Origin of the sequence: Streptomyces sp. I05A-00742, from assembly GCF_013055795.1 — a bacterium.
Taxonomy (GTDB): Bacteria; Actinomycetota; Actinomycetes; order Streptomycetales; family Streptomycetaceae; genus Streptomyces.
The window spans coordinates 28,997-48,315 of record NZ_JABETO010000043.1 but is presented as its reverse complement, the minus strand read 5'-3'; the positions used below and the strand labels follow the sequence as shown (position 1 = coordinate 48,315).

Sequence of the window (19,319 nt, the reverse complement as noted above, 5' to 3'; positions counted from 1 at the left end):
AGGGCGGTCCCCGCCCGACGCCCGGCGGCATGCCCCGTCCGCAGGCTCCCGGTGGCGCCCCGCGTCCCGGCCCGGCGGGCAACCGTCCGAACCCCGGCATGATGCCGCAGCGTCCGGCCGCCGGCCCGCGTCCGGGCCCCGGCGGCGGCGGTGGCCGTGGTCCCGGTGGCGCCGGTCGTCCCGGTGGTGCCGGCCGTCCCGGCGGCGGCTTCGCCGGCCGTCCGGCCGGTCCTGGCGGCGGCGGTCGTCCGGGTGGCGGCGGCGGCTTCGCCGGCCGTCCCGGCGGCGGTGGTCCCGGTGGCGGCGGCGGTGGCTTCGGCGGCCGTCCCGGCTTCGGTGGCCGTCCCGGCGGTCCCGGTGCCCGCGGTGGCACGCAGGGTGCCTTCGGCCGTCCCGGCGGTCCGGCCCGTCGTGGCCGCAAGTCCAAGCGTCAGCGGCGCCAGGAGTACGAGGCCATGCAGGCCCCGTCGGTGGGCGGCGTGATGCTGCCCCGCGGCAACGGCGAGACCATTCGCCTGTCGCGCGGTGCCTCCCTCACCGACTTCGCGGAGAAGATCAACGCCAACCCGGCGTCGCTCGTCGCCGTGATGATGAACCTCGGCGAGATGGTCACGGCCACGCAGTCCGTCTCCGACGAGACGCTGCAGCTCCTCGGCGGCGAGATGAACTACACGGTTCAGATCGTCAGCCCCGAGGAGGAGGACCGCGAGCTCCTCGAGTCGTTCGACATCGAGTTCGGTGAGAACGAGGGCGGCGAGGAAATGCTCGTCGCGCGTCCGCCGGTCGTGACCGTCATGGGTCACGTCGACCACGGCAAGACGCGCCTCCTCGACGCGATCCGCAAGACCAACGTGGTCGCGGGCGAGGCCGGTGGCATCACCCAGCACATCGGTGCCTACCAGGTCGCGACCGAGGTCAACGAGGAAGAGCGCCGGATCACCTTCATCGACACCCCGGGTCACGAGGCGTTCACCGCCATGCGTGCCCGCGGTGCGAAGTCGACCGACATCGCGATCCTCGTGGTGGCGGCCAACGACGGTGTCATGCCGCAGACGATCGAGGCCCTGAACCACGCCAAGGCGGCCGACGTGCCGATCGTGGTCGCGGTCAACAAGATCGACGTCGAGGGCGCGGACCCGACCAAGGTGCGCGGTCAGCTGACCGAGTTCGGCCTGGTGGCCGAGGAGTACGGCGGCGACACGATGTTCGTCGACATCTCCGCCAAGCAGGGTCTGAACATCGACAAGCTGCTCGAGGCCGTCGTCCTCACCGCCGACGCCGCGCTCGACCTGCGCGCCAACGCGGAGCAGGACGCGCAGGGCATCGCGATCGAGGCCCACCTCGACCGCGGCCGCGGCGCCGTGGCCACCGTCCTCGTCCAGCGCGGTACCCTCCGCGTCGGCGACACGATGGTCGCGGGCGACGCCTACGGCCGCGTGCGGGCCATGCTCGACGACAAGGGCCAGAACGTGGAGGAGGCGGGTCCGTCGACCCCGGTCCTCGTCCTCGGTCTGACCAACGTCCCGGGCGCCGGCGACAACTTCCTGGTTGTCGACGAGGACCGCACGGCCCGCCAGATCGCCGAGAAGCGCGCCGCGCGCGAGCGCAACGCCGCCTTCGCCAAGCGCACCCGCCGGGTGTCCCTCGAGGACCTCGACAAGGTGCTCAAGGCCGGCGAGATCCAGCAGCTCAACCTCATCATCAAGGGCGACGCGTCCGGTTCGGTCGAGGCTCTCGAGTCCTCGCTGCTCCAGCTCGATGTGGGCGAGGAGGTCGACATCCGCGTGCTGCACCGCGGCGTGGGTGCGGTCACCGAGTCCGACATCAACCTGGCGTCCGGCTCCGACGCGATCGTCATCGGCTTCAACGTCCGTGCCGAGGGCCGTGCCACCCAGATGGCCGAGCGCGAAGGCGTGGACGTCCGGTACTACTCGGTCATCTACCAGGCGATCGAGGAGATCGAGGCGGCCCTCAAGGGCATGCTGAAGCCGGAGTACGAAGAGGTCGAGCTCGGTACGGCGGAGATCCGCGAGATCTTCCGCTCGTCCAAGCTGGGCAACATCGCGGGTGTCCTCATCCGCTCCGGCGAGGTCAAGCGCAACACCAAGGCGCGCCTCATCCGCGACGGCAAGGTCATCGCGGAGGAGCTCAACATCGTCGGTCTGCGTCGCTTCAAGGACGACGTCACCGAGATCCGCGAAGGCTTCGAGGGCGGTATCAACCTCGGAAACTTCAACGACATCAAGATCGACGACGTCATCGCGACCTACGAGATGCGGGAGAAGCCGCGAGGCTGAACCCTGTAGATCGCCCCGGGGCCGGTCGGCGGAGCGTATTTCCGTCGATCGGCCCCGGCCGTTGCGTGTACGGTTCGAAGAGTCGTACAGCACATGAATCTCACGCCTCCCGGGTGGGCCTCACCCGTCACGCATGTATGTAGGGACGCTGTCCTTCGACCTGCTCCTCGGCGACGTACGGTCGCTGAAGGAGAAGCGCTCCGTCGTCCGCCCGATCGTCGCCGAGCTGCACCGCAAATTCGCGGTGAGCGTGGCGGAGGTCGGCGACCAGGACCTCTACCGCAGGGCCAGGATCGGCCTGGCGGTGGTCTCCGGGGACACGGAGCACCTCATCGACATATTGGACCGTTGCGAGCGCTGGGTCGCCGCACGGCCCGAGGTGGAGCTGCTCTCCGTACGGCGGCGGTTCCACGGTGACCATGACGACTGAGCTCGTCGGGTCGTCCACAGCACAACGGCGGAAATCAAGAAGGAGACGGACCAGTGGCCGACAATGCGCGGGCTAAGAAGCTGGCGGACCTCATCCGGGAGGTGGTCGCCCAGAAGCTGCAGCGCGGGATCAAGGATCCCCGGCTCGGCACGCACGTGACCATCACGGACACCCGGGTCACCGGCGACCTGCGGGAGGCGACGGTCTTCTACACGGTCTACGGCGACGACGAGGAGCGCGCCGGCGCTGCCGCCGGACTGGAGAGCGCCAAGGGCATGCTCCGCTCGGCGGTCGGGAAGGCGGCGGGCATCAAGTTCACGCCCACCCTGACCTTCGTCCCGGACGCCCTGCCGGAGAACGCCCGGACCATCGAGGACCTCCTCGACCGGGCCCGCAACCTGGACGCCAAGGTGCGCCAGGAGGCCTCGGGCAAGGACTTCGCCGGCGAGGCGGACCCGTACCGCAAGCCGGGCGACGAGGACGAGAGCGGGGACGCGACCTCCGCATGAAGCGCAAGACACCGCCCGGCCCCGACGGGCTGGTCATCGTCGACAAGCCCGCCGGCTTCACCTCGCACGACGTCGTCGCCAAGATGCGCGGCATGGCGAGGACCCGGCGCGTCGGGCACGCCGGGACGCTCGACCCGATGGCGACCGGTGTGCTCGTCCTCGGCGTCGAGCGGGCCACCAAGCTGCTCGGTCACCTCGCGCTGACCGAGAAGGAGTACGTGGCCACCATCCGGCTCGGCCAGAACACCGTGACGGACGACGCCGAGGGCGAGATCACCTCGTCGGCCGACGCCTCCGGGGTCACCCGCGAGGCGATCGACGCGGGCGTGGCCAAGCTGACCGGGGCCATCATGCAGGTTCCGTCCAAGGTCAGCGCGATCAAGATAGACGGCAAGCGCTCGTACAAGCGGGCGCGCGAGGGCGAGGACTTCGAGATCCCCGCCCGCCCGGTGACGGTCTCGTCGTTCACCGTGCACGGCGTGCACCCGGCCGAGGCCGCCGACGGCACCCCGGTGCAGGACCTGCTGGTCTCCGTCGTCTGCTCGTCCGGCACCTACGTCCGCGCCCTCGCGCGCGACCTGGGCGCGGACACCGGCGTCGGCGGCCACCTCACGGCGCTGCGGCGCACCCGCGTCGGCCCCTACGGGATCGGCGAGGCGCGCACGCTCGACCAGCTCCAGGAGGAGCTGACCGTGATGCCCGTCGCGGACGCGGTCGCGGCCGCCTTCCGGCGCTGGGACGTGACCGAGGAGCAGGCGAAGCTGCTCGGCAACGGCGTCCGGGTCCGGATGCCGCTCTTCGACACCACCGGACCGGTCGCCGTCTTCGGGCCGGACGGTGCCTTCCTCGCCCTGGTGGAGAACCAGGGCGGACGGGCGAAGAGCCTCGCCGTCTTCGGCTGATCCACGCTCCTGATCCGCGCTCCTGGCCCACGCTCCTGATCCGCGCTTCCGATCCGTGCCTGGTCCGCGGCCGGGGACGGCCCGGAGCAGCCCCGGAACACCGTGGGGCGGGGACCGCGTCACCGCGCTCCCCGCCCCACGACCCCCCTCCCTCCTTCTCTATCCATCTGATACGCACGATTCACCCCAACGGGCAGGCGCTCGGAGTGAACGAGGGGGGTGCAAGGGGGCGCGTTCGGCTCGCGATCTGTCCCGCCGATCAACACCTGCCTACCGTCGGAACGTACGGGCGTACGGACGTACGGTCACGCTGGGAGGTTCGGCGGATGAGCGGTCGGCGGACCGATGCGGACGAGTCCTTGGTGCGCATCAGGGACCTCGCCGGGCGGCGGCGCGGCACGGGCTTCCCGGTCGACGACCGGTCCACCCTGATCACCAGCCACGAGGCGGTCGACGGCCTCGCCTGCCTGGTGCTGCACGCCGCGGGCGACCGCACCGTCGTCGTCGGCGCGGACGCCGTCACCCCGCTGCCCGAGTGCGACCTCGCCCTGGTCAGGACCGAGGGGCTGGACCTGCCGCCGCTGGCCGTCGCCGCGACGGAGGACATCGAGGACGGCACCCGGGTCCGGCTGCGGGCCGGCCGCTGGCACGACGCCGCGATCGTCGGCGAACCCGTGGTGACGTACACCGCCACCGACCGCTTCCACCTGCTCCGCACCGCGCTGGAACTCTCCCTCCCCGAGCGGACGCCGCTGCGGCTGGGGGAGGAGGCCACCGGCGGTCCCGTGCTGGACGCCGACACCGGAGCCGTGCTCGGCGTCCTCGGTACCGCGCTCCACGCCGAGCGCCGGGCCGGCGGCTACGCGATCCCGCTCCGGGCCACCGCCGCCGCCGACCCGGACGGCCCACTCGCCGCGCTCCTGGACCGGAACGCCGCGACCGTCCCTGCCTACGGCCGCGACCTCAACCTCGCGGGCGCCCTCCAGCTCACCGGCACCTCCCTGGGCTCCGTGGTCACCCCCCGCACCTGGCGGGATCCCGTCGAACGGCCCGAGACCGTACGGGAGTTCAGCTGCTTCCTGGCCGGCGGGGCGGCCGGCGCCCGGGTCCTGACCCGGGCCGGGGAGGACGGCACCCCGGCCGGGCCCTACGTCCTCGGCCTGGTCGGCGAGCCGGGCACCGGCCGCACCACCGAACTGGGCGCCCTCGCCGCCCGGCGCTCCCGCGGCGCGGAGCCCGCGCCGACGCTCTGGCTGCGCGGCGCCGACCTGCGCGCCGACGACGAGAGCGTCCGGGACGCCATCGCCCGGGCGCTGAAGGCCGCCGGCCGGATCGTCACCGCCTCGGCGGGCGCCGCGGGCACGGTCGGCGACACCTCGGCGGCCACCCCCGAGGCCGTCGCCCGGCTCGCCCACCGCGTCGGCCGGCCCCTGCTCGTCCTCCTCGACGGGCCCGAGGAGATGCCGCCCCTGCTCGCCCACGCGCTGCCCGCCTGGACCGCGGCGACGGCCCGCTGGCTGGAGCGGACCGGCAGCCGGCTGGTCGTCGCCTGCCGTCCCGAGCACTGGGAGACGGCCGGTGCCCTCTTCCCGCCGGCCGCCCTCCACTCACCGGCCACGGCCCTGGTCTCCGGCGCCCCGGCCCTCACCGCCGCGCCCCCGGCGGCGCTGCCCGCGTGCGTCCGGCTGACCGGCCTCACCCCCGAGCTCGCGGAGCGCGCCCGCGTCTCGTACGGCATCCCCGCGGGCGCCCTCGCCGTCCCGGACGGCGGCCATCCGCTCGCCCTCCGGCTCCTCGCCGAGGTCCGCGCCGCCCTGCCGGACGGGGCGGACCGGTCGGAGGGCGACACCGCCCCCGACCGGTGGGACGTCTTCGCCGCCTACCTCGACCTCGTCTGCCTGCGGATCGCCGTGCGCCTCGCCGCCGCCCGCCGGCCACCGCTGCGCGGCACGGCCGTCCGCAGGCTCGCCGCCAAGGTGGCCGGGCAGGTCCACGAGGCCGCCCGGCAGTGCCTCGGTCCCGGCCAGGGCGAGCTGGAGCGCGAAACGTTCGAGCAGCTCTTCCCCTGGCGCACCGGCTGGGCCTCCGCCGTGCTCACCGAGGGCCTGCTCGTCCCGGCGGGCAGCGGCTACCGCTTCGCCCACGAGGAGTTCGCCGACTGGCTGCACGGCACCCACCTCGACCTGGACGCCGCCCTCCACGCCCTCGTCCACCGCTGGTACGAACCGGAGGGCCCGCCCGCCGAGGCGGCCGTCCGGCTCCCTCCCCGCCGGGGCGGCGGCCCCGCCCGGGCGCCCGAGGGCCATGTGCCGCCCCCGCCCGGCTCCCGCGGCCCGACCAGACGCCGGGGCCGGCGCGGCGGCGGGGAGCAGCAGGAGCAGCCCACGCTGCTGCCTGTTCCGCGGCACCGCATCGGCCCGGTCCTCCAGGCCCTCCTCCTGCTCGCCCGCCGCTCGGGCCCCAAGGAGCTCTCCCGCCGGCTGACCGCCCTCGTGCACGCGGTGGAGACGCTGTCCGGCCGCGAGGGCGCCCCGGCGGCGAACGGAGACGTGGGGGCGGATGGGGGCGCGGGGGCGGGCGGGGGTGCGGCGGCGGACGAGTGTGCGGCGGCGAATGGGGGCGCGGGGGCCGCCGACGGACGCCCGCGGGCCCTCACCGACCCCGCCTGGTGGGCCGCCCACCTGCTCGCCGAGGCCCTGCTGCGGCTCCCCGACGCCGCCTCCCAGCTCCCCGTCCTGCGGCTGCTCGCCGAGCGGGTCGCCGCCTGCTCGCGCGCGGCCGGCGGCTTCGACAGCACCGCGACCCACGTCCTCGGCGGCCTCACCCGGTTCGGCCCGCCGTTCTGGCTCCAGCTGCGCCTCGGCCTCGCCGACCGCCTCGACCTGCTGCGACTGCTCGTCCCCGCCGACGGGCCACCGCCCGGCGCGGCCGGCGGAGCGCCCCAGCCGTTCCCGACGGACCGCTTCCTCCCGGCGACGGCCGCGCTGCTCGGGGACAACCCGTCCACCGCCCAGTCCCTCATCTGCCGCTGGTTCGACGACGACCACCCGCTGCTGACCCCGGCGGACGGCGACGGCGAGTTCGCGGCCCCCACCGTCGCCACGGCCGCCCAGGCGCTGCTCCACACCCACCGCAAGCGCGCCGTGGACGACCTCACCGACGCGCTCGTGGGCGCCGCCCACCCCAGGGCCGACGAACTGCTGGCCGCCCTGGCCGAGGACGAGCCGTCCGCCTTGTGCCGCGCCGTCGACCGCTGGGCGCACGACGACCGCGTCGAACTGCACGTCGCCGCCGCCGCGTACGGGCTCAAGGCCGTGCCGCACGTCACCACCGAGGCCGACCGCGAGCTGCTGCGCTACTCCGCCCTGGCGCTGCTCTCCCGGCCCGCCGAGGGCGCCCTGCACGGCACCGCGCTCGCTGTCCTCGTCCGCGATCCGCTGACCCGCGCCAAGCATCTGCCGGAGGCCGTCGCCCGGTTCTCCGCCGGCGACCCGCAGGTGCCGGCCAGCGCCCTGGCCGCGGCCCTCACCACCCACCCCGAGCCCGTGCTCGGCGCCTTCCGGGCCCGCCTCTACCAGCCGGGGGACGGCCCGGCGGACGTCCTGCGGATCCTCGCCGAGGTCGGCAACCCGGCCCTGGCCCGCCGCGCGGCCTCCCTGGTCCGCGAGCACGTCGAGCACCGGCCGGAGAGCGCGCCGCACGTGGCGGCCTTCGTCGACCGGCGGCTGGAGGACGGCCCGTCGGCCCGCGCCGTCCTCTTCCCGCTGGTGACGCACCTGCTGCGGACCCGCCCCGCCCAGGTCCGCCGCGCCCTCGTCCCGGTGCTCGCCGCTCCCGGGACGGCGGCCTCCCGGGGACTGCGGCGCGAACTGCTCGACGTCCTCCTGGAGCGCGAGCAGCAGGAGCCGTACGAGCGGGGCGGCACCGTCCTCGACGCGCTGTTGCGCGCCGTGGCCGAGTGCGCCTCCGAGCGCGCCGAGGCGCGCACGCGCGACCTCGTGCTCCTGACCGGGCAGCTGATGGTCCGCACCGCCGAGGGCGCCGCCTGCTTCGACCGCCGCCTGGTCCAGCTGGCCCGGGAGATCCCCGCCTTCGGCGCCCGGGTGCGCCGCTGGCTGCGCACGGCTCCCGCCCAGTGGGCACCGCTGGTCGGTCCCGGCGCCCGGATCCGGCTGACCGCGGGGGGCGGGGCGGACGGGCCGGGGGCACCGGCCGATGCGGACCGCCGGCAACCGGCATGGCACTCTTAGACCTGCGTAATCGACAGACAAGAGTTCGGGTTCGGGCGAGGAGCGGGCACAGTGCAACGCTGGCGTGGCTTGGAGGACATCCCCCAGGACTGGGGGCGCAGCGTCGTCACCATCGGCTCGTACGACGGTGTCCACCGCGGACACCAGCTGATCATCGGCCGTGCGGTGGAGCGGGCGCGCGAACTCGGCGTGCCGTCGGTCGTGGTGACCTTCGACCCGCACCCCAGCGAGGTCGTCCGCCCCGGCAGCCACCCGCCGCTGCTGGCGCCGCACCACCGGCGCGCGGAGCTGATCGCGGACCTCGGCGTCGACGCGGTCCTGGTCCTGCCCTTCACGGCGGAGTTCTCCAAGCTGTCACCGGCCGACTTCGTGGTGAAGGTCCTCGTCGACAAGCTGCACGCGCGGCTCGTCGTCGAGGGCCCCAACTTCCGCTTCGGCCACCGCGCCGCCGGCAACGTCGCCCTGCTGGAGGAGCTCGGCTCCACCTACGACTACGGCGTCGAGGTCATCGACCTCAAGCTCACCGGCGAGGCCGGCGGCGGGCTCCCCTTCTCCTCCACCCTGACCCGCCGCCTCGTCGCCGAGGGCGACGTGGCCGGCGCCATGGAGATCCTCGGCCACCCGCACCGCGTCGAGGGCATCGTCGTCCGCGGGGCCCAGCGCGGCCGCGAGCTCGGCTTCCCCACCGCCAACATCGAGACCCTCCCGCACACCGCCATCCCCGCCGACGGCGTCTACGCCGGCTGGCTCGTCATCGACGGCGAGTCCATGCCCGCCGCCATCTCCGTTGGCACCAACGTGCAGTTCGACGCGACGGAACGGACGGTGGAGGCGTATGCCATCGACCGCGTCGACCTCGATCTCTACGGGCTGCACGCCGCCGTGGACTTCCTCGCCTATCTGCGCGGCATGGAGAAGTTCGACACGATCGAGGCGCTGCTGGAGCGCATGGCGGATGACGTGAAGCGGGCGCGGGATCTGGTGGGGGCGCACCAGTAGCCCGTCCGGCGTTTGAGGACAAGCGGCGAAGCCGCTTTCACGGGGTCCGGGGCAGGGCCCGGGAAACGGTGAAATGGGGGTGCCCCCTCTGGGGGAGGGGCCGGGGCAGAACCCCCCCCGGCCCCTCCGACGTCACTGCTGCTGCCAGCCCTGCTGCGGCGGCGGGTACTGCCCGGGCTGAGCCTGAGGCTGCGGCTGCTGGTCCCCGTAGGGGTAGTACGGAGCGGGTGCCCCCTGACCCGGCTGCGCCCCCGGCACGGGCTGCTGCACCCCCGGAACAGGCGCCTGAGGCGCCATCTGCTGCGGCGGCTGCCCACTCGTCCCCCAGAGCCCCTGCTGCTGCTGAGCCCGCACGAAGTCCTCCGCCACCATCGCGGAGAGGGTGAAGTACGCCTCACGCGTCTTCGGCCGCATCATCTCCAGATCCAGCTCCGCGCCCGCCGCCAGGTGCTCGTCGAACGGCACGACCACGACGCCCCGGCAGCGGGTCTCGAAGTGGGACACGATGTCCTCCACCTTGATCATCTTGCCGGTCTCGCGGACCCCCGAGATGACGGTGATGCTGCGCCCGACGAGCTCTCCGTACCCGTGCGCCGCCAGCCAGTCGAGCGTCGTGCTCGCACTGCTCGCGCCGTCGACCGACGGGGTGGAGACGATGATCAACTGGTCCGCCAGGTCGAGCACGCCGCGCATGGCGCTGTAGAGCAGACCCGTGCCCGAGTCGGTGAGGATGATCGGGTACTGCCGTCCCAGGACGTCTATCGCCCGCCGGTAGTCCTCGTCGTTGAAGGTCGTCGAGACCGCCGGGTCCACGTCGTTGGCGATGATCTCCAGGCCGGACGGCGCCTGCGAGGTGTAACGGCGGATGTCCATATAGCTGTTGAGGCCCGGGATGGCCTGCACGAGGTCACGGATGGTGGCACCCGTCTCGCGGCGCACCCGGCGGCCGAGGGTACCGGCGTCCGGGTTGGCGTCGATGGCCAGGATCTTGTCCTGGCGCTCGCTCGCGAGGGTGGCCCCGAGCGCGGTCGTCGTCGTGGTCTTGCCGACGCCGCCCTTGAGGCTGATGACCGCGATGCGGTAGCAGGAGAGCACGGGCGTACGGATCAGCTCCAGCTTGCGCTGCCGCTCCGCCTCCTCCTTCTTGCCACCGAACTTGAACCGGCCGGAACTCTGCTTCTTCGGCTTCGGCTTGCTCTTGAGCAGCCGCTCCGAGGACAGCTCCACCGCGGCCGTGTAACCGAGCGGCGCCCCGTGCACGGAACGCTGGCGCTGCTCCGGCGTCACCGTCGGCCAGCCGCCGGTGCGGGGGTCGACCGGGGCGGCGGGCGCGGCGTCGGCGGGCGGGGTCGGGTGGGTTTGGTGGTGGGCGGGCGCGGCGAAGCCGTCCGTCCCGGCCGGACCGGGCACGGGCGCGGCCGGGCCGGCCTGCGGTGCGTACGGGCCGGGGGCCGCGGGGGCCTGCGCGGCGGCCGGGGCCTCCGGGCGCGGGTAGCCGTAGCCGTGGGGAGGGGTGGCCGCGGGGGCGGGTACTGGGGCGGGTGCCGCAGGCTGCGGGAAGCCGTAGCCACTCTGCGGTGCGGGCGCGGCGGGCGCGGGCGCTTCGTCGTGGCCCGTGGTGGGCTGGGGGAAGCCGTAGCCGCTGTGCGGTGCCGGGGTCTCGGCGGGAGCGGGTGTGGGAGCGGGGGCAGGAGCCGGGGCGGGTGCGGCGGGCTGCGGGAAACCGTAACCGCTCTGCTGCGCGGGCGCGGATGCTTCGTCGTGGGCCGTGGTGGGTGCGGAGGCAGCGGGGTGCGGGAACCCGTAGCCGCCTTGCGGCGCCGGGGTCTCGGCGGGAGCGGGAGCGGGAGGCGGAGTAGGTGCGGCGGGCTGGGGGAAGCCGTAGCCGCTGTGCGGTGCCGGGGTCTCGGCGGGAGCGGGAGCGGGAGGCGGAGTAGGTGCGGCGGGCTGGGGGAAGCCGTAGCCGCTGTGCGGTGCCGGGGTCTCGGCGGGAGCGGGAGGCGGAGTGGGTGTGGCGGGCTGCGGGAAGCCGTACCCGCCCTGGGGTGCGGCGGGCGCGGCGCCCACGGTCCCGTAACCGGGCTGCGCGACAGGCTGGTTGGGGTCGGTCGGAGGGACGGGCGCGGGCGGCGTGTGAGCCGCGGGAGCCGGGGGCGCCTCGCGCTGGGCGCCGGGCCCGCCGAAGCCGGGGTGACCGGGGTGTCCGGAGTGACCGGCGGCCGGTGACTGCCCGGTGTGCGCCGTCCCTTGGACCGGAGCGGCGGGGGACGGGTAGCCGTATCCGTCCTGCGCGGGTGCCGCGGGGGCCACCGGCGGAGTGGGCTGTGCGGCGGCGGGCAGCGCGAAGTCGCCCTGCCGGTCCGGAGTTTCGGCAGCCGGAGCGGGGGCGGGAGCGCTCGGTGCCCCATACGCGGAGGCCGGGGCGGGGGGCGTCGGCTGGACGTCATCCGACGGCGCGGCCGCGTCGGGGGAGTTGCGCGGAGCGTCCGTCGCCGAGGGCTCGAACCCGCCGGGCGCGGACGCCTGCTGGGGATCCGCGGCCGGTGCCGGGGCAGCCTCGGCCTCCGGACGGGCCGCCGCAGGGGGAACGGTCGGAGGCAGGGCGGGCATCGGGGGCGCGCCGTGGGCCTGCGGGGACCAGGGCGCGGGAGAGGCGCTGCCGTCGGCGGGGTCCGCGGGGCGGAAGTCCGGCGGCAGGGGCGGCAGGGACGCCTGCGGGACGGAGGGCGGGGCCCAGGTCTCGGTGGACGTGCTGGGCGCGTCCGGACCCTCCGGCGTCGCCGGCCCGGGGGCGGGCGCGTCGTTCGCCACCGCCTCCGCGCGGCTGCGCAGCGAGCCCGCGGAGAACCGCATGGTGCCCTCGCTGCGGAGCGTGCCGCTCTCGTCCACAGTGTCCGAAGGCTCCTCATCGGCGGGCGACTTGTCCGTGTTATCGGCCTTTGGCGCGAGTGTGGTGAGCTCGTCCCGCAGCGCCGCGGCCGACAACCGCATGGTCGAGGGCGTCGTGCCGCCGGCTGTCGCGGTCTCCTCCCGCGAGGCCGGTGCCGGTGCCGGGGCCGGTGTCAGGGCCGGGTCCGGAGCGGCGGTGACCCCGGCGTCGTCGGGGACGTGCGACCCGACGTCCTCCGGCTCGGAGGCACTCGCGCCGACGGCATCCTCGGCGACGCCGCCGGCCGAGGGGACGTCAGCGTCCTTCCCGCCCACGGCATGCGCGCCGACGGCGTCCACCCCGGACTCCCGTGCACCGGACTCCGCCGGTTCAGAAGCCCCCACGGGCGCCGGGCCGCCGGACGCGGCAGGCTCGAACGTGGCCGGTACCGAGGCGGCCGGCTCGAACCCGGTCGGCTCGGAGGAAGCCGGCGCAGGAGGAACCGGAGGCGCAGCCGGCGGAGGGGTCGCCCCGCCGGGCGGTGCGGTCTGGACGTACCAGGCGGGCGGCGTGTAATCGATGGTGAACTCGCCCGTGTGCTCGTGCTCCTGGTCCTGCTCCAGCTCGTGGTCGGCGTCGGACCGGTTCTCGCCGCCTGTGGTCCCGGCCGCGCGGATCTCGTTCCGATCGCTGCTCACAATGCCTCCTGCTGGTGTGGTCCGGCGCTTCGGGGAATCACCTTGCCGCCACCGGACCGTTCCGGCACACGACCGCCCGATTCCCCCATATGTCACGCTGCGGGCCCCCGGCGTCGGGTTCTCCATGCGTACGGTCATCAAGACTAATCGTCATCCGTAGCACTGCGGCAGGCCCGCACGATCCCTCACCCGGGCACGGCAGGTCACGGTCCGATAGCGCCGCCGGAGCCGCCGGTCGCGGCCGGTCGCGGCCGCCGTCACGCCCCGGCAGACGCATGAGTAGGCTCCTGTATCCGTCATCGAAGCGAGGGGGAGTGGCCGGAATGGAACCGTTGCGCGGGGGCGATCCCGGACGGATCGGCCCATATGCCGTGCTGGGCCGGCTCGACGCCCGAGGGGGCGACGTCCCCGCCGCCGAGCACCGGTTCCTCGCGCGGGCCCCGGGCGGTGACCGCACGGTGCTCATCGGCACGCCCCTGGAGGGCACGGACCCGGGCCGCTTCCACGCGGAAGCGGACGCCGCCCGGCGGCTGTTCGGGCCGTGGACCGCCGTCGTGGACGACGTCGGCTCGGAAGGCGCCCTCGTCTGGTACACCTCGCCCTACCTGCCCGCCCTGCCGCTGCCCGCGGCGCTTGCCGCGCACGGCGGCCCGCTCCCCGAACGCACCGTCCGCGCGCTCGGCACGGCCCTCGCCGAAGCCCTCGCGGCGGTGCACGCGACGGGGACGGCCCACGCCGGCCTGTCGCCCGCCGCGGTCCTGCTGACGGCCGACGGCCCGCGCCTGACCGGCTTCGGCACGGTGCGCGCGGTGGCCCCCGGCGGCCAGGACGGCACCGGCGGCGCCGGTCTCGCCCCGGGCACCGTGGCCCCCGAACAGCTCGCCGGGGCGCGGCCCGAGCCGTCCGGCGACGTCTTCGCGCTGGGCGCGGTCCTGGCGTACGCGGCGACCGGGTACACCGTCCCCGAGCGCAGCGAGATCCCCGAGGGCCTGCGCGGCGTCGTCTCCGCCTGCCTCGTCCGGGACGCCGCCGCCCGGCCGCCCGTCCAGCACCTGCTGGACCAACTGCCGGGTCCCGTAACCGGCTTCGGCCCGGCGCCCGCCGGGTTCGGCCCCGCGCCCGCCGTGGCCGGGCCGCAGGCCACCGTCCTGGACGGCGGGCCGAGCCGCGCGGCGGCCCTCCTCGGCCCTGGCTGGCTGCCCGGACGGGTCGTCGCCGCCCTCGTCCGGCAGTCGGCCGACGTCCTCGCCGCGGAACCGGCACCGGCGGCCGCCTAGCCACACGCGGCGCACCCGCGCGTCCCGTCCCACCCTCCCCCTCACTCACCGCGGACTGACCTGATGCCTCTGCCCCTGAACCACGACGACCCGCAGCAGCTCGGCCCCTTCCGGCTCGTCGCCCGGCTGGGCGGCGGCGGCATGGGCACGGTCTACCTGGGCCGCTCCGCGGGCGGCCGTACGGTCGCGGTCAAGACCGTGCACCCGCGGTTCGCCGCCGACGAGGCGTTCCGCGCCCGGTTCCGGCTGGAGTCCGACGCCGCCCGGGTGATCGGCGGGGAGTACGGGGCCGGGGTCGTCGACGCCGACCCGTTCGCGGCCCTGCCCTGGTTCGCCACCGAGTACGTGCTGGGCCCGCCCCTCGACGAGGCCGTGGAGCTGTGCGGCCCGCTCCCCGAGCGGACGGTGCGGGCGCTCGGCACCGTGCTGTGCCGCGCGCTCGGCCAGCTGCACCGGTCGGACGTCGTGCACCGCGACCTCAAGCCGTCCAACGTCCTCCTCACCGCCTCCGGCCCGAAGCTCATCGACTTCGGTGTCGCGCGGGCGATCGGCGACGACCGGCTGACCAGCCTCGGCACCGCGGCCGGCACCCCCGCCTACATGTCGCCCGAGCAGGCGGCGGGTGTCGAGCACACCTCCGCGGGCGACGTGTTCGCCCTCGCGGGCGTCCTCCTCTTCGCCGCGACCGGCCACGGCCCGTTCGGCGGCGGCCAGGCCGCCGACCTCCTCTACCGGGTGCGGTACACGGCGCCCGACCTGTCCGGCCTGCCCGAGGCTCTCGTCCCCCTGCTGTCCCGCTGCCTCGACAAGGACCCCGCCCGCCGCCCCGGCACCGACGAACTGGCCGCACAACTCGGCGCCTCCGAGGGCGAGGCGGCCTACTTCGCCGACACCCTGACCGACGATCTCCTCGCCGAGATCGCCCGGCGCGCCACCGAGGTCTGGCGCCTCCAGCCCCACCGGCTCCCCGTACCCCCGGGGTTCGCCGACGCCCCGACCACCCCCGCCGCCGGCCGGGCCGGGATCTCCCGGCGCCGGCTCCTCGGCATCGCCGGCGGATCCGCACTCGTCGTGGCGGCCGCCGGCACCGGAGGCTGGCTGTGGTGGCGCGACCGCGACGACGCCGGGACACCGGCCCCCGCCGCCCCCGTCCGCCTCCCCCGCCCGGCCAACATCCCCTCGCGCGCCGTCTGGTGGACCCGGCTGGAGAGCGCCGACGGCAGCCGGCCGCCCCTCGTCGTCGGCGACCAGGTCGTGGTGAAGAGCCGTGCGGGGCTGGTGGCCCTGGACGCGAAGTCCGGCCGGAAGCGGTGGACGGCCGGTGCCGTCAAGCAGTCCCACGAGTTCACCACCGACGGCGAACAGGTCTACACCTACGTTTACGAAGATCTCGACAGCATGGGGCTGAAGCTCTACGCCGTCGCACCGGACACCGGTGCCCTGAAGACCGTCGCCGGCCCCTTCCCGGAGCTCTCGTCGTCCAACCTCGGGGCCGAGCTGCTGACCGCCCGCGACGGCGTCCTCTACCTGGTCGTCCGCAAGGGGAACAACCAGGAGGACAAGAACCCCTGGAGTTTCCTCGCCGTCGACCTCCGGACCGGCAAGAAGCTCTGGAACCAGCCGTTCAAGGACTCCTACATCCCCGGCATGACGGCTTCCAACGCGGTCGCCACCCTGCGCGGCGGGCACTTCATCTACGCCCGCGCGCTCCACATGGACCGCCGGAGCATCGTCAAGTCCCGCCGGGTGTCCGACGGCCGGGAGGAGTGGGAGTGGTCGTTCCCGCGGAACCGGCTCGACGAGGGCTTCGTAGGGACCGGCCAGCTGGCGACGGACGACCGGCGCGCCTACTACGCCAGCGAGATGGTGGTCGCCGTCACCTGCGCCGACGGCAAGCGGGCATGGGCGTTCGGAGACAACCGCGACTTCGGGAGCGTCGCCGCGGACACCAGCCCCTACGGCATACCGGCGGTCCGGGACGGTGTCGTCTACGTGGCGGAGGGCACCCGCGCCATCATCGCCCTGGCCGCCGACACCGGAAAGCTGCTGTGGGAGACGCCCTTCCAGGACATCCCGCCCGTCCGGTACATGCCCCCGGTCGTCGGCAAGAAGTACCTCTACGCGCTGGCCTCCGACGGCGCGCACGACAAGGTGCGGGCCATTGACCTGCGCAGCCATCGGGTCGCCTGGTCGATGGACATCCCGGGCCGGGTCGCAGGCTCGCTCACCGCCCACGAACGGGCCGGGAGGGTCGTCTGGACGAGTGGCGAGTGGGTGTGCGCCATCCCGCTCGAATAGCCGAACCGTTTCTCCGTCCGCGATTTCTGAAGGGCCTCTCGCCATGAAGCCCCTCGCCCAGGGCGACGCCCTACGGCTCGGTTCCTATCGGTCCTACCGGCTCGGCTCGTGAGGGTCCTCGGCGAGGGCGGCATGGAGTAGCTCTTCCTGGGCGTCGAAGCCGGCGGACGGACCGCCGCTGTCAAGGAGTTAGGCCCCGAACTGAGGCATGACCGGTACCTGGCAGAGCACTTCGTCCGCGAGGCGCAGGCCGCGCAGGCCATGACCGATCCGGGGCCGCCCGGGTGCTCGGCGCGTGTGGACCGAGGGTGGACGGCCATGGATCGCCACGGAGTTCCTGGCCGGACCCACCCCGGACGAGGCCGTCGAACAGCACAACCCCTTCGACGCGACGGACGTACGGGCCCCCGGCGCGGCACTCGCCCGCACCCTCCACGACATCCATGCCATCGGCCGGTCCCGGCTCACTCCAGCCGGCGCGCCGCCCCCAACAACCCCGCCTCAGGGTCCGTCGGCTGTGTGGTGACGTACGTCCGTGACGCCGGCGTGCACCACAGGGTGACCCCGTCCGGCAGGGTGGAGAGCGCCTCGACGTCCTCCCGGGGCAGGCCCATGGTCCGGCCGATCTGGATCGCCTCCTCGGGGGCGACCCGTTGGATGCCGACGAGATCCGCCTGGGACATCAGACGGGTGGTCGTGGGACCGGGGTAGGGGAGCAGCGTCAGCACCGGCTGCCAGGGGGCGGAGCGGACGCGGCCGAGCGGCGGGCGTACGCCGCAGTCGCGTATGACGAGCACCGGGCTGAGCACCGACGGCCCCTGCGGCGGCACGCGGCCCACGTCGTGGAGGGTGATCGACTGCTGCCCGGTGTTGGCGGCCTGCGCCAGCGCCGTCCACAGTTGCTGCCGCCCGCTCTCCACGGCGACCCGCGCCCCCGTTCCCACCGCGCGCAACGCGATGACCTGGGCCGTCCAGGCACCGCCCACCAGGACCACGTCGAACGCGGTGGGCCGGACCAGGCCGAGGACGGCCGGGGCGCCCTGCGCGTCCGTACCGACGACCACGCCGTCGTCACCGACGGGCAGGCCGAGCTCCGCGAACTGGTCGAACGTCAACTCGTGCCGCTCGCGCCGCGGACCTATGAGCCCGAAGCCGGACGACGAGCGGCGGTCCGGGGACCGTACGGCCGATGACGACGACGGCGACGACGGCGACGAGGGTGAAGGAGCCGGGGCCGGAGCCGGCGCCGGGTTCCGTCGGGCTCGGGGTGTTCTCGACAGCAGGCCCATCAGCGTGTCCCTCCCAGGGGCAAGGTCGCGAGGACGCCCGGCACCTGCTCGTGGTCCAGCCGGACGAGCCCGACCTTCACCCCGCGCGCCGCCCGTTCCAGCTCGCGCCGGACCTCGCCGAGTTCGTCGGCGCTGCGGCCGCACACCCGCACGTGGCCGCTCACCGTCGGCGTGTGCCCACCGCCCTGCGTACGGCCGCGGCCGAGCGTCAGGCTGAACGTGGTCGACAGCGCGGGCAGCGAGGTGAGCAGTGCGGCCAACTGCGGCAGGGAGGCCGCCCCGGGGCCCAGCTGTGGCCACCGGCCCACCCAGTAGGAGGTGTGCCAGCGGTCGTCGCACCGCCACGTCCGCGAGGTCTCGGCCGTCCGCCGGGCACCCGTGCCCGCGCGGCTCGCCTGGGCCGTGGCGGCCGGGTTGATGTTCGCGGCGGTCGAGAGAGCCGACGTCAGGTCCTCCTCCGAGAGCAGTGCCGCCCGGAACCCGGCGCTCCGCAGTCGGCTCGCCAACTGGTCGGCCGCGCGCAGGACGCACCGCCGGGCACCGTCGACACCGCCGCCCCGGGCCGCGACGGCCTCCGGGCAGAGCTCCGGGTCGAGCTTGAGCGCCACCCAGGTCATCCGGGCCGCGGGCGCGCCGGTCAGGGCCTGGAGCGACGCGTAGTTCCGCGCCGCCAGCGCCTGCGCGGACAGGTGCGGGGCGGGCGAGGGCAGCGCGCTCTGCACCACCTGGACGGACTCCAGCCGGACGTCCGCGACGTCCAGCGCGTCCCGCAACAGGCCGAGCGGCAGCGCCTTGTCGACGCGCTGCGGCCGCAACGGCGCGTCCACCGCCTCGACCTGGAGGAGGACGGTCACGAACGTGCCGTCTCCCACGACACCTATGGACCGGCCCTCCCGGTCGGTGAACGACTCCGTGCGCAGCGCCGGATCGCACTCGACGACCGGGGCCAGCGCGGGCGCGACGTCCGCCGCCATCACGTCCGAGGTCCGGCGCGTACGGCGGCGCAGGGCGAGGACGGCACCGAGCCACTCGGGTACGGGACGCTGCCGGCGCCGGGCGAGCGCCAACGCCGCGAGGACGACGGCCACTCCGGCGGCGGGCGCGGTCAGCAGCGGGTCGACGGCGTACCCCACGAGCACCAGCGCCGCCGCCACTTCCAGAAGCACGAGCTGTTGCAACCGCACCGGACCCAGCCGGCCCGGCCCGGACCGCCGGCGCAGAACCGTGGCCTGCCCTGCTTGCGCCGCGGACGCCATACCCGCACCCCCTTCACACTCGTCGGCACCGCCCGAGAACCACCGCAAAGAGAAGAACCGTTGCAAAGAACCGCTGCGAACGGCTCCAGGAACGGCGGTCGCGGGCTCGCGCCCGCGCGATGACCGTACCCGGACGGCGGAACCGGATCGTCAACAGGCATAGTAGGGGGCCGGTCTGACAACGCGGACCGAGGGCACGGTCCGACCAGAGGGGGCCGGCCGGTTCCGGCGGCCGCCCCGGCGAC

The 19,319-nt window shown here is 74.8% G+C and carries 11 protein-coding genes and 1 pseudogene; 9 read left to right on the top strand and 3 right to left on the bottom strand.

Features of this window, described 5'->3' with window-relative positions:
• The 6 genes from infB to HN013_RS27755 all read left to right on the top strand — a co-directional run.
• The coding region (gene infB / locus HN013_RS27780; RefSeq protein WP_212764891.1) for a translation initiation factor IF-2 at positions 1–2,297 on the top strand (2,297 nt) is incomplete at its 5' end.
• Positions 2,298–2,430: 133 nt separating this feature from the next.
• Positions 2,431–2,727 carry a DUF503 domain-containing protein gene (locus tag HN013_RS27775; protein WP_171171004.1) on the top strand — a complete coding sequence of 99 codons (297 nt, stop codon included), beginning with the start codon at positions 2,431–2,433 and terminating at the stop codon, positions 2,725–2,727.
• 53 nt (positions 2,728–2,780) lie between these two features.
• Positions 2,781–3,236 (top strand): 30S ribosome-binding factor RbfA, encoded by a 456-nt coding sequence (gene rbfA, locus HN013_RS27770; RefSeq protein WP_171171002.1) that lies wholly within the window; start codon positions 2,781–2,783, stop codon positions 3,234–3,236.
• Positions 3,233–4,138: a tRNA pseudouridine(55) synthase TruB gene (truB, locus tag HN013_RS27765; protein WP_171171000.1), complete on the top strand. Its 906-nt coding sequence runs from the start codon at positions 3,233–3,235 to the stop codon at positions 4,136–4,138. The genes rbfA and truB overlap by 4 nt, the downstream gene beginning before the upstream one ends.
• A gap of 326 nt (positions 4,139–4,464) precedes the next feature.
• Positions 4,465–8,388 (top strand): serine protease, encoded by a 3,924-nt coding sequence (locus HN013_RS27760; RefSeq protein WP_249375481.1) that lies wholly within the window; start codon positions 4,465–4,467, stop codon positions 8,386–8,388.
• A 51-nt stretch (positions 8,389–8,439) separates the two neighbouring features.
• Positions 8,440–9,387 (top strand): bifunctional riboflavin kinase/FAD synthetase, encoded by a 948-nt coding sequence (locus tag HN013_RS27755; protein WP_171170998.1) that lies wholly within the window; start codon positions 8,440–8,442, stop codon positions 9,385–9,387.
• Between the two features lie 132 nt (positions 9,388–9,519).
• Here the strand turns inward: HN013_RS27755 and HN013_RS27750 are convergent, their stop codons facing one another.
• The gene (locus tag HN013_RS27750) at positions 9,520–12,954 is read right to left on the bottom strand and encodes an SCO5717 family growth-regulating ATPase (protein WP_312018731.1); all 3,435 of its coding nucleotides are present in this window, start codon (positions 12,952–12,954) and stop codon (positions 9,520–9,522) included.
• 323 nt (positions 12,955–13,277) lie between these two features.
• Here HN013_RS27750 and HN013_RS27745 point away from each other — a divergent pair, with 323 nt between their 5' ends.
• The 3 genes and pseudogenes from HN013_RS27745 to HN013_RS34245 form a co-directional block, all read left to right on the top strand.
• Complete coding sequence (locus tag HN013_RS27745) at positions 13,278–14,231, top strand: serine/threonine protein kinase (protein WP_171170996.1); 954 nt, start codon at positions 13,278–13,280, stop codon at positions 14,229–14,231.
• A gap of 63 nt (positions 14,232–14,294) precedes the next feature.
• On the top strand, positions 14,295–16,529 hold the full coding sequence (locus HN013_RS27740) for a protein kinase domain-containing protein (RefSeq protein ID WP_171170994.1): 2,235 nt from the start codon (positions 14,295–14,297) through the stop codon (positions 16,527–16,529).
• 43 nt (positions 16,530–16,572) lie between these two features.
• Positions 16,573–16,983, top strand: a pseudogene (locus HN013_RS34245) (hypothetical protein); the annotation flags it as partial.
• A gap of 10 nt (positions 16,984–16,993) precedes the next feature.
• Here the strand turns inward: HN013_RS34245 and HN013_RS27735 are convergent.
• Entirely contained in the window at positions 16,994–17,818 is an 825-nt protein-coding gene (locus HN013_RS27735) for a hypothetical protein (RefSeq protein WP_171170993.1), read from the bottom strand.
• On the bottom strand, positions 17,818–19,074 hold the full coding sequence (gene eccE / locus HN013_RS27730; RefSeq protein ID WP_171170990.1) for a type VII secretion protein EccE: 1,257 nt from the start codon (positions 19,072–19,074) through the stop codon (positions 17,818–17,820). The genes HN013_RS27735 and eccE overlap by 1 nt, the downstream gene beginning before the upstream one ends.
• Positions 19,075–19,319: the final 245 nt, after the last annotated feature.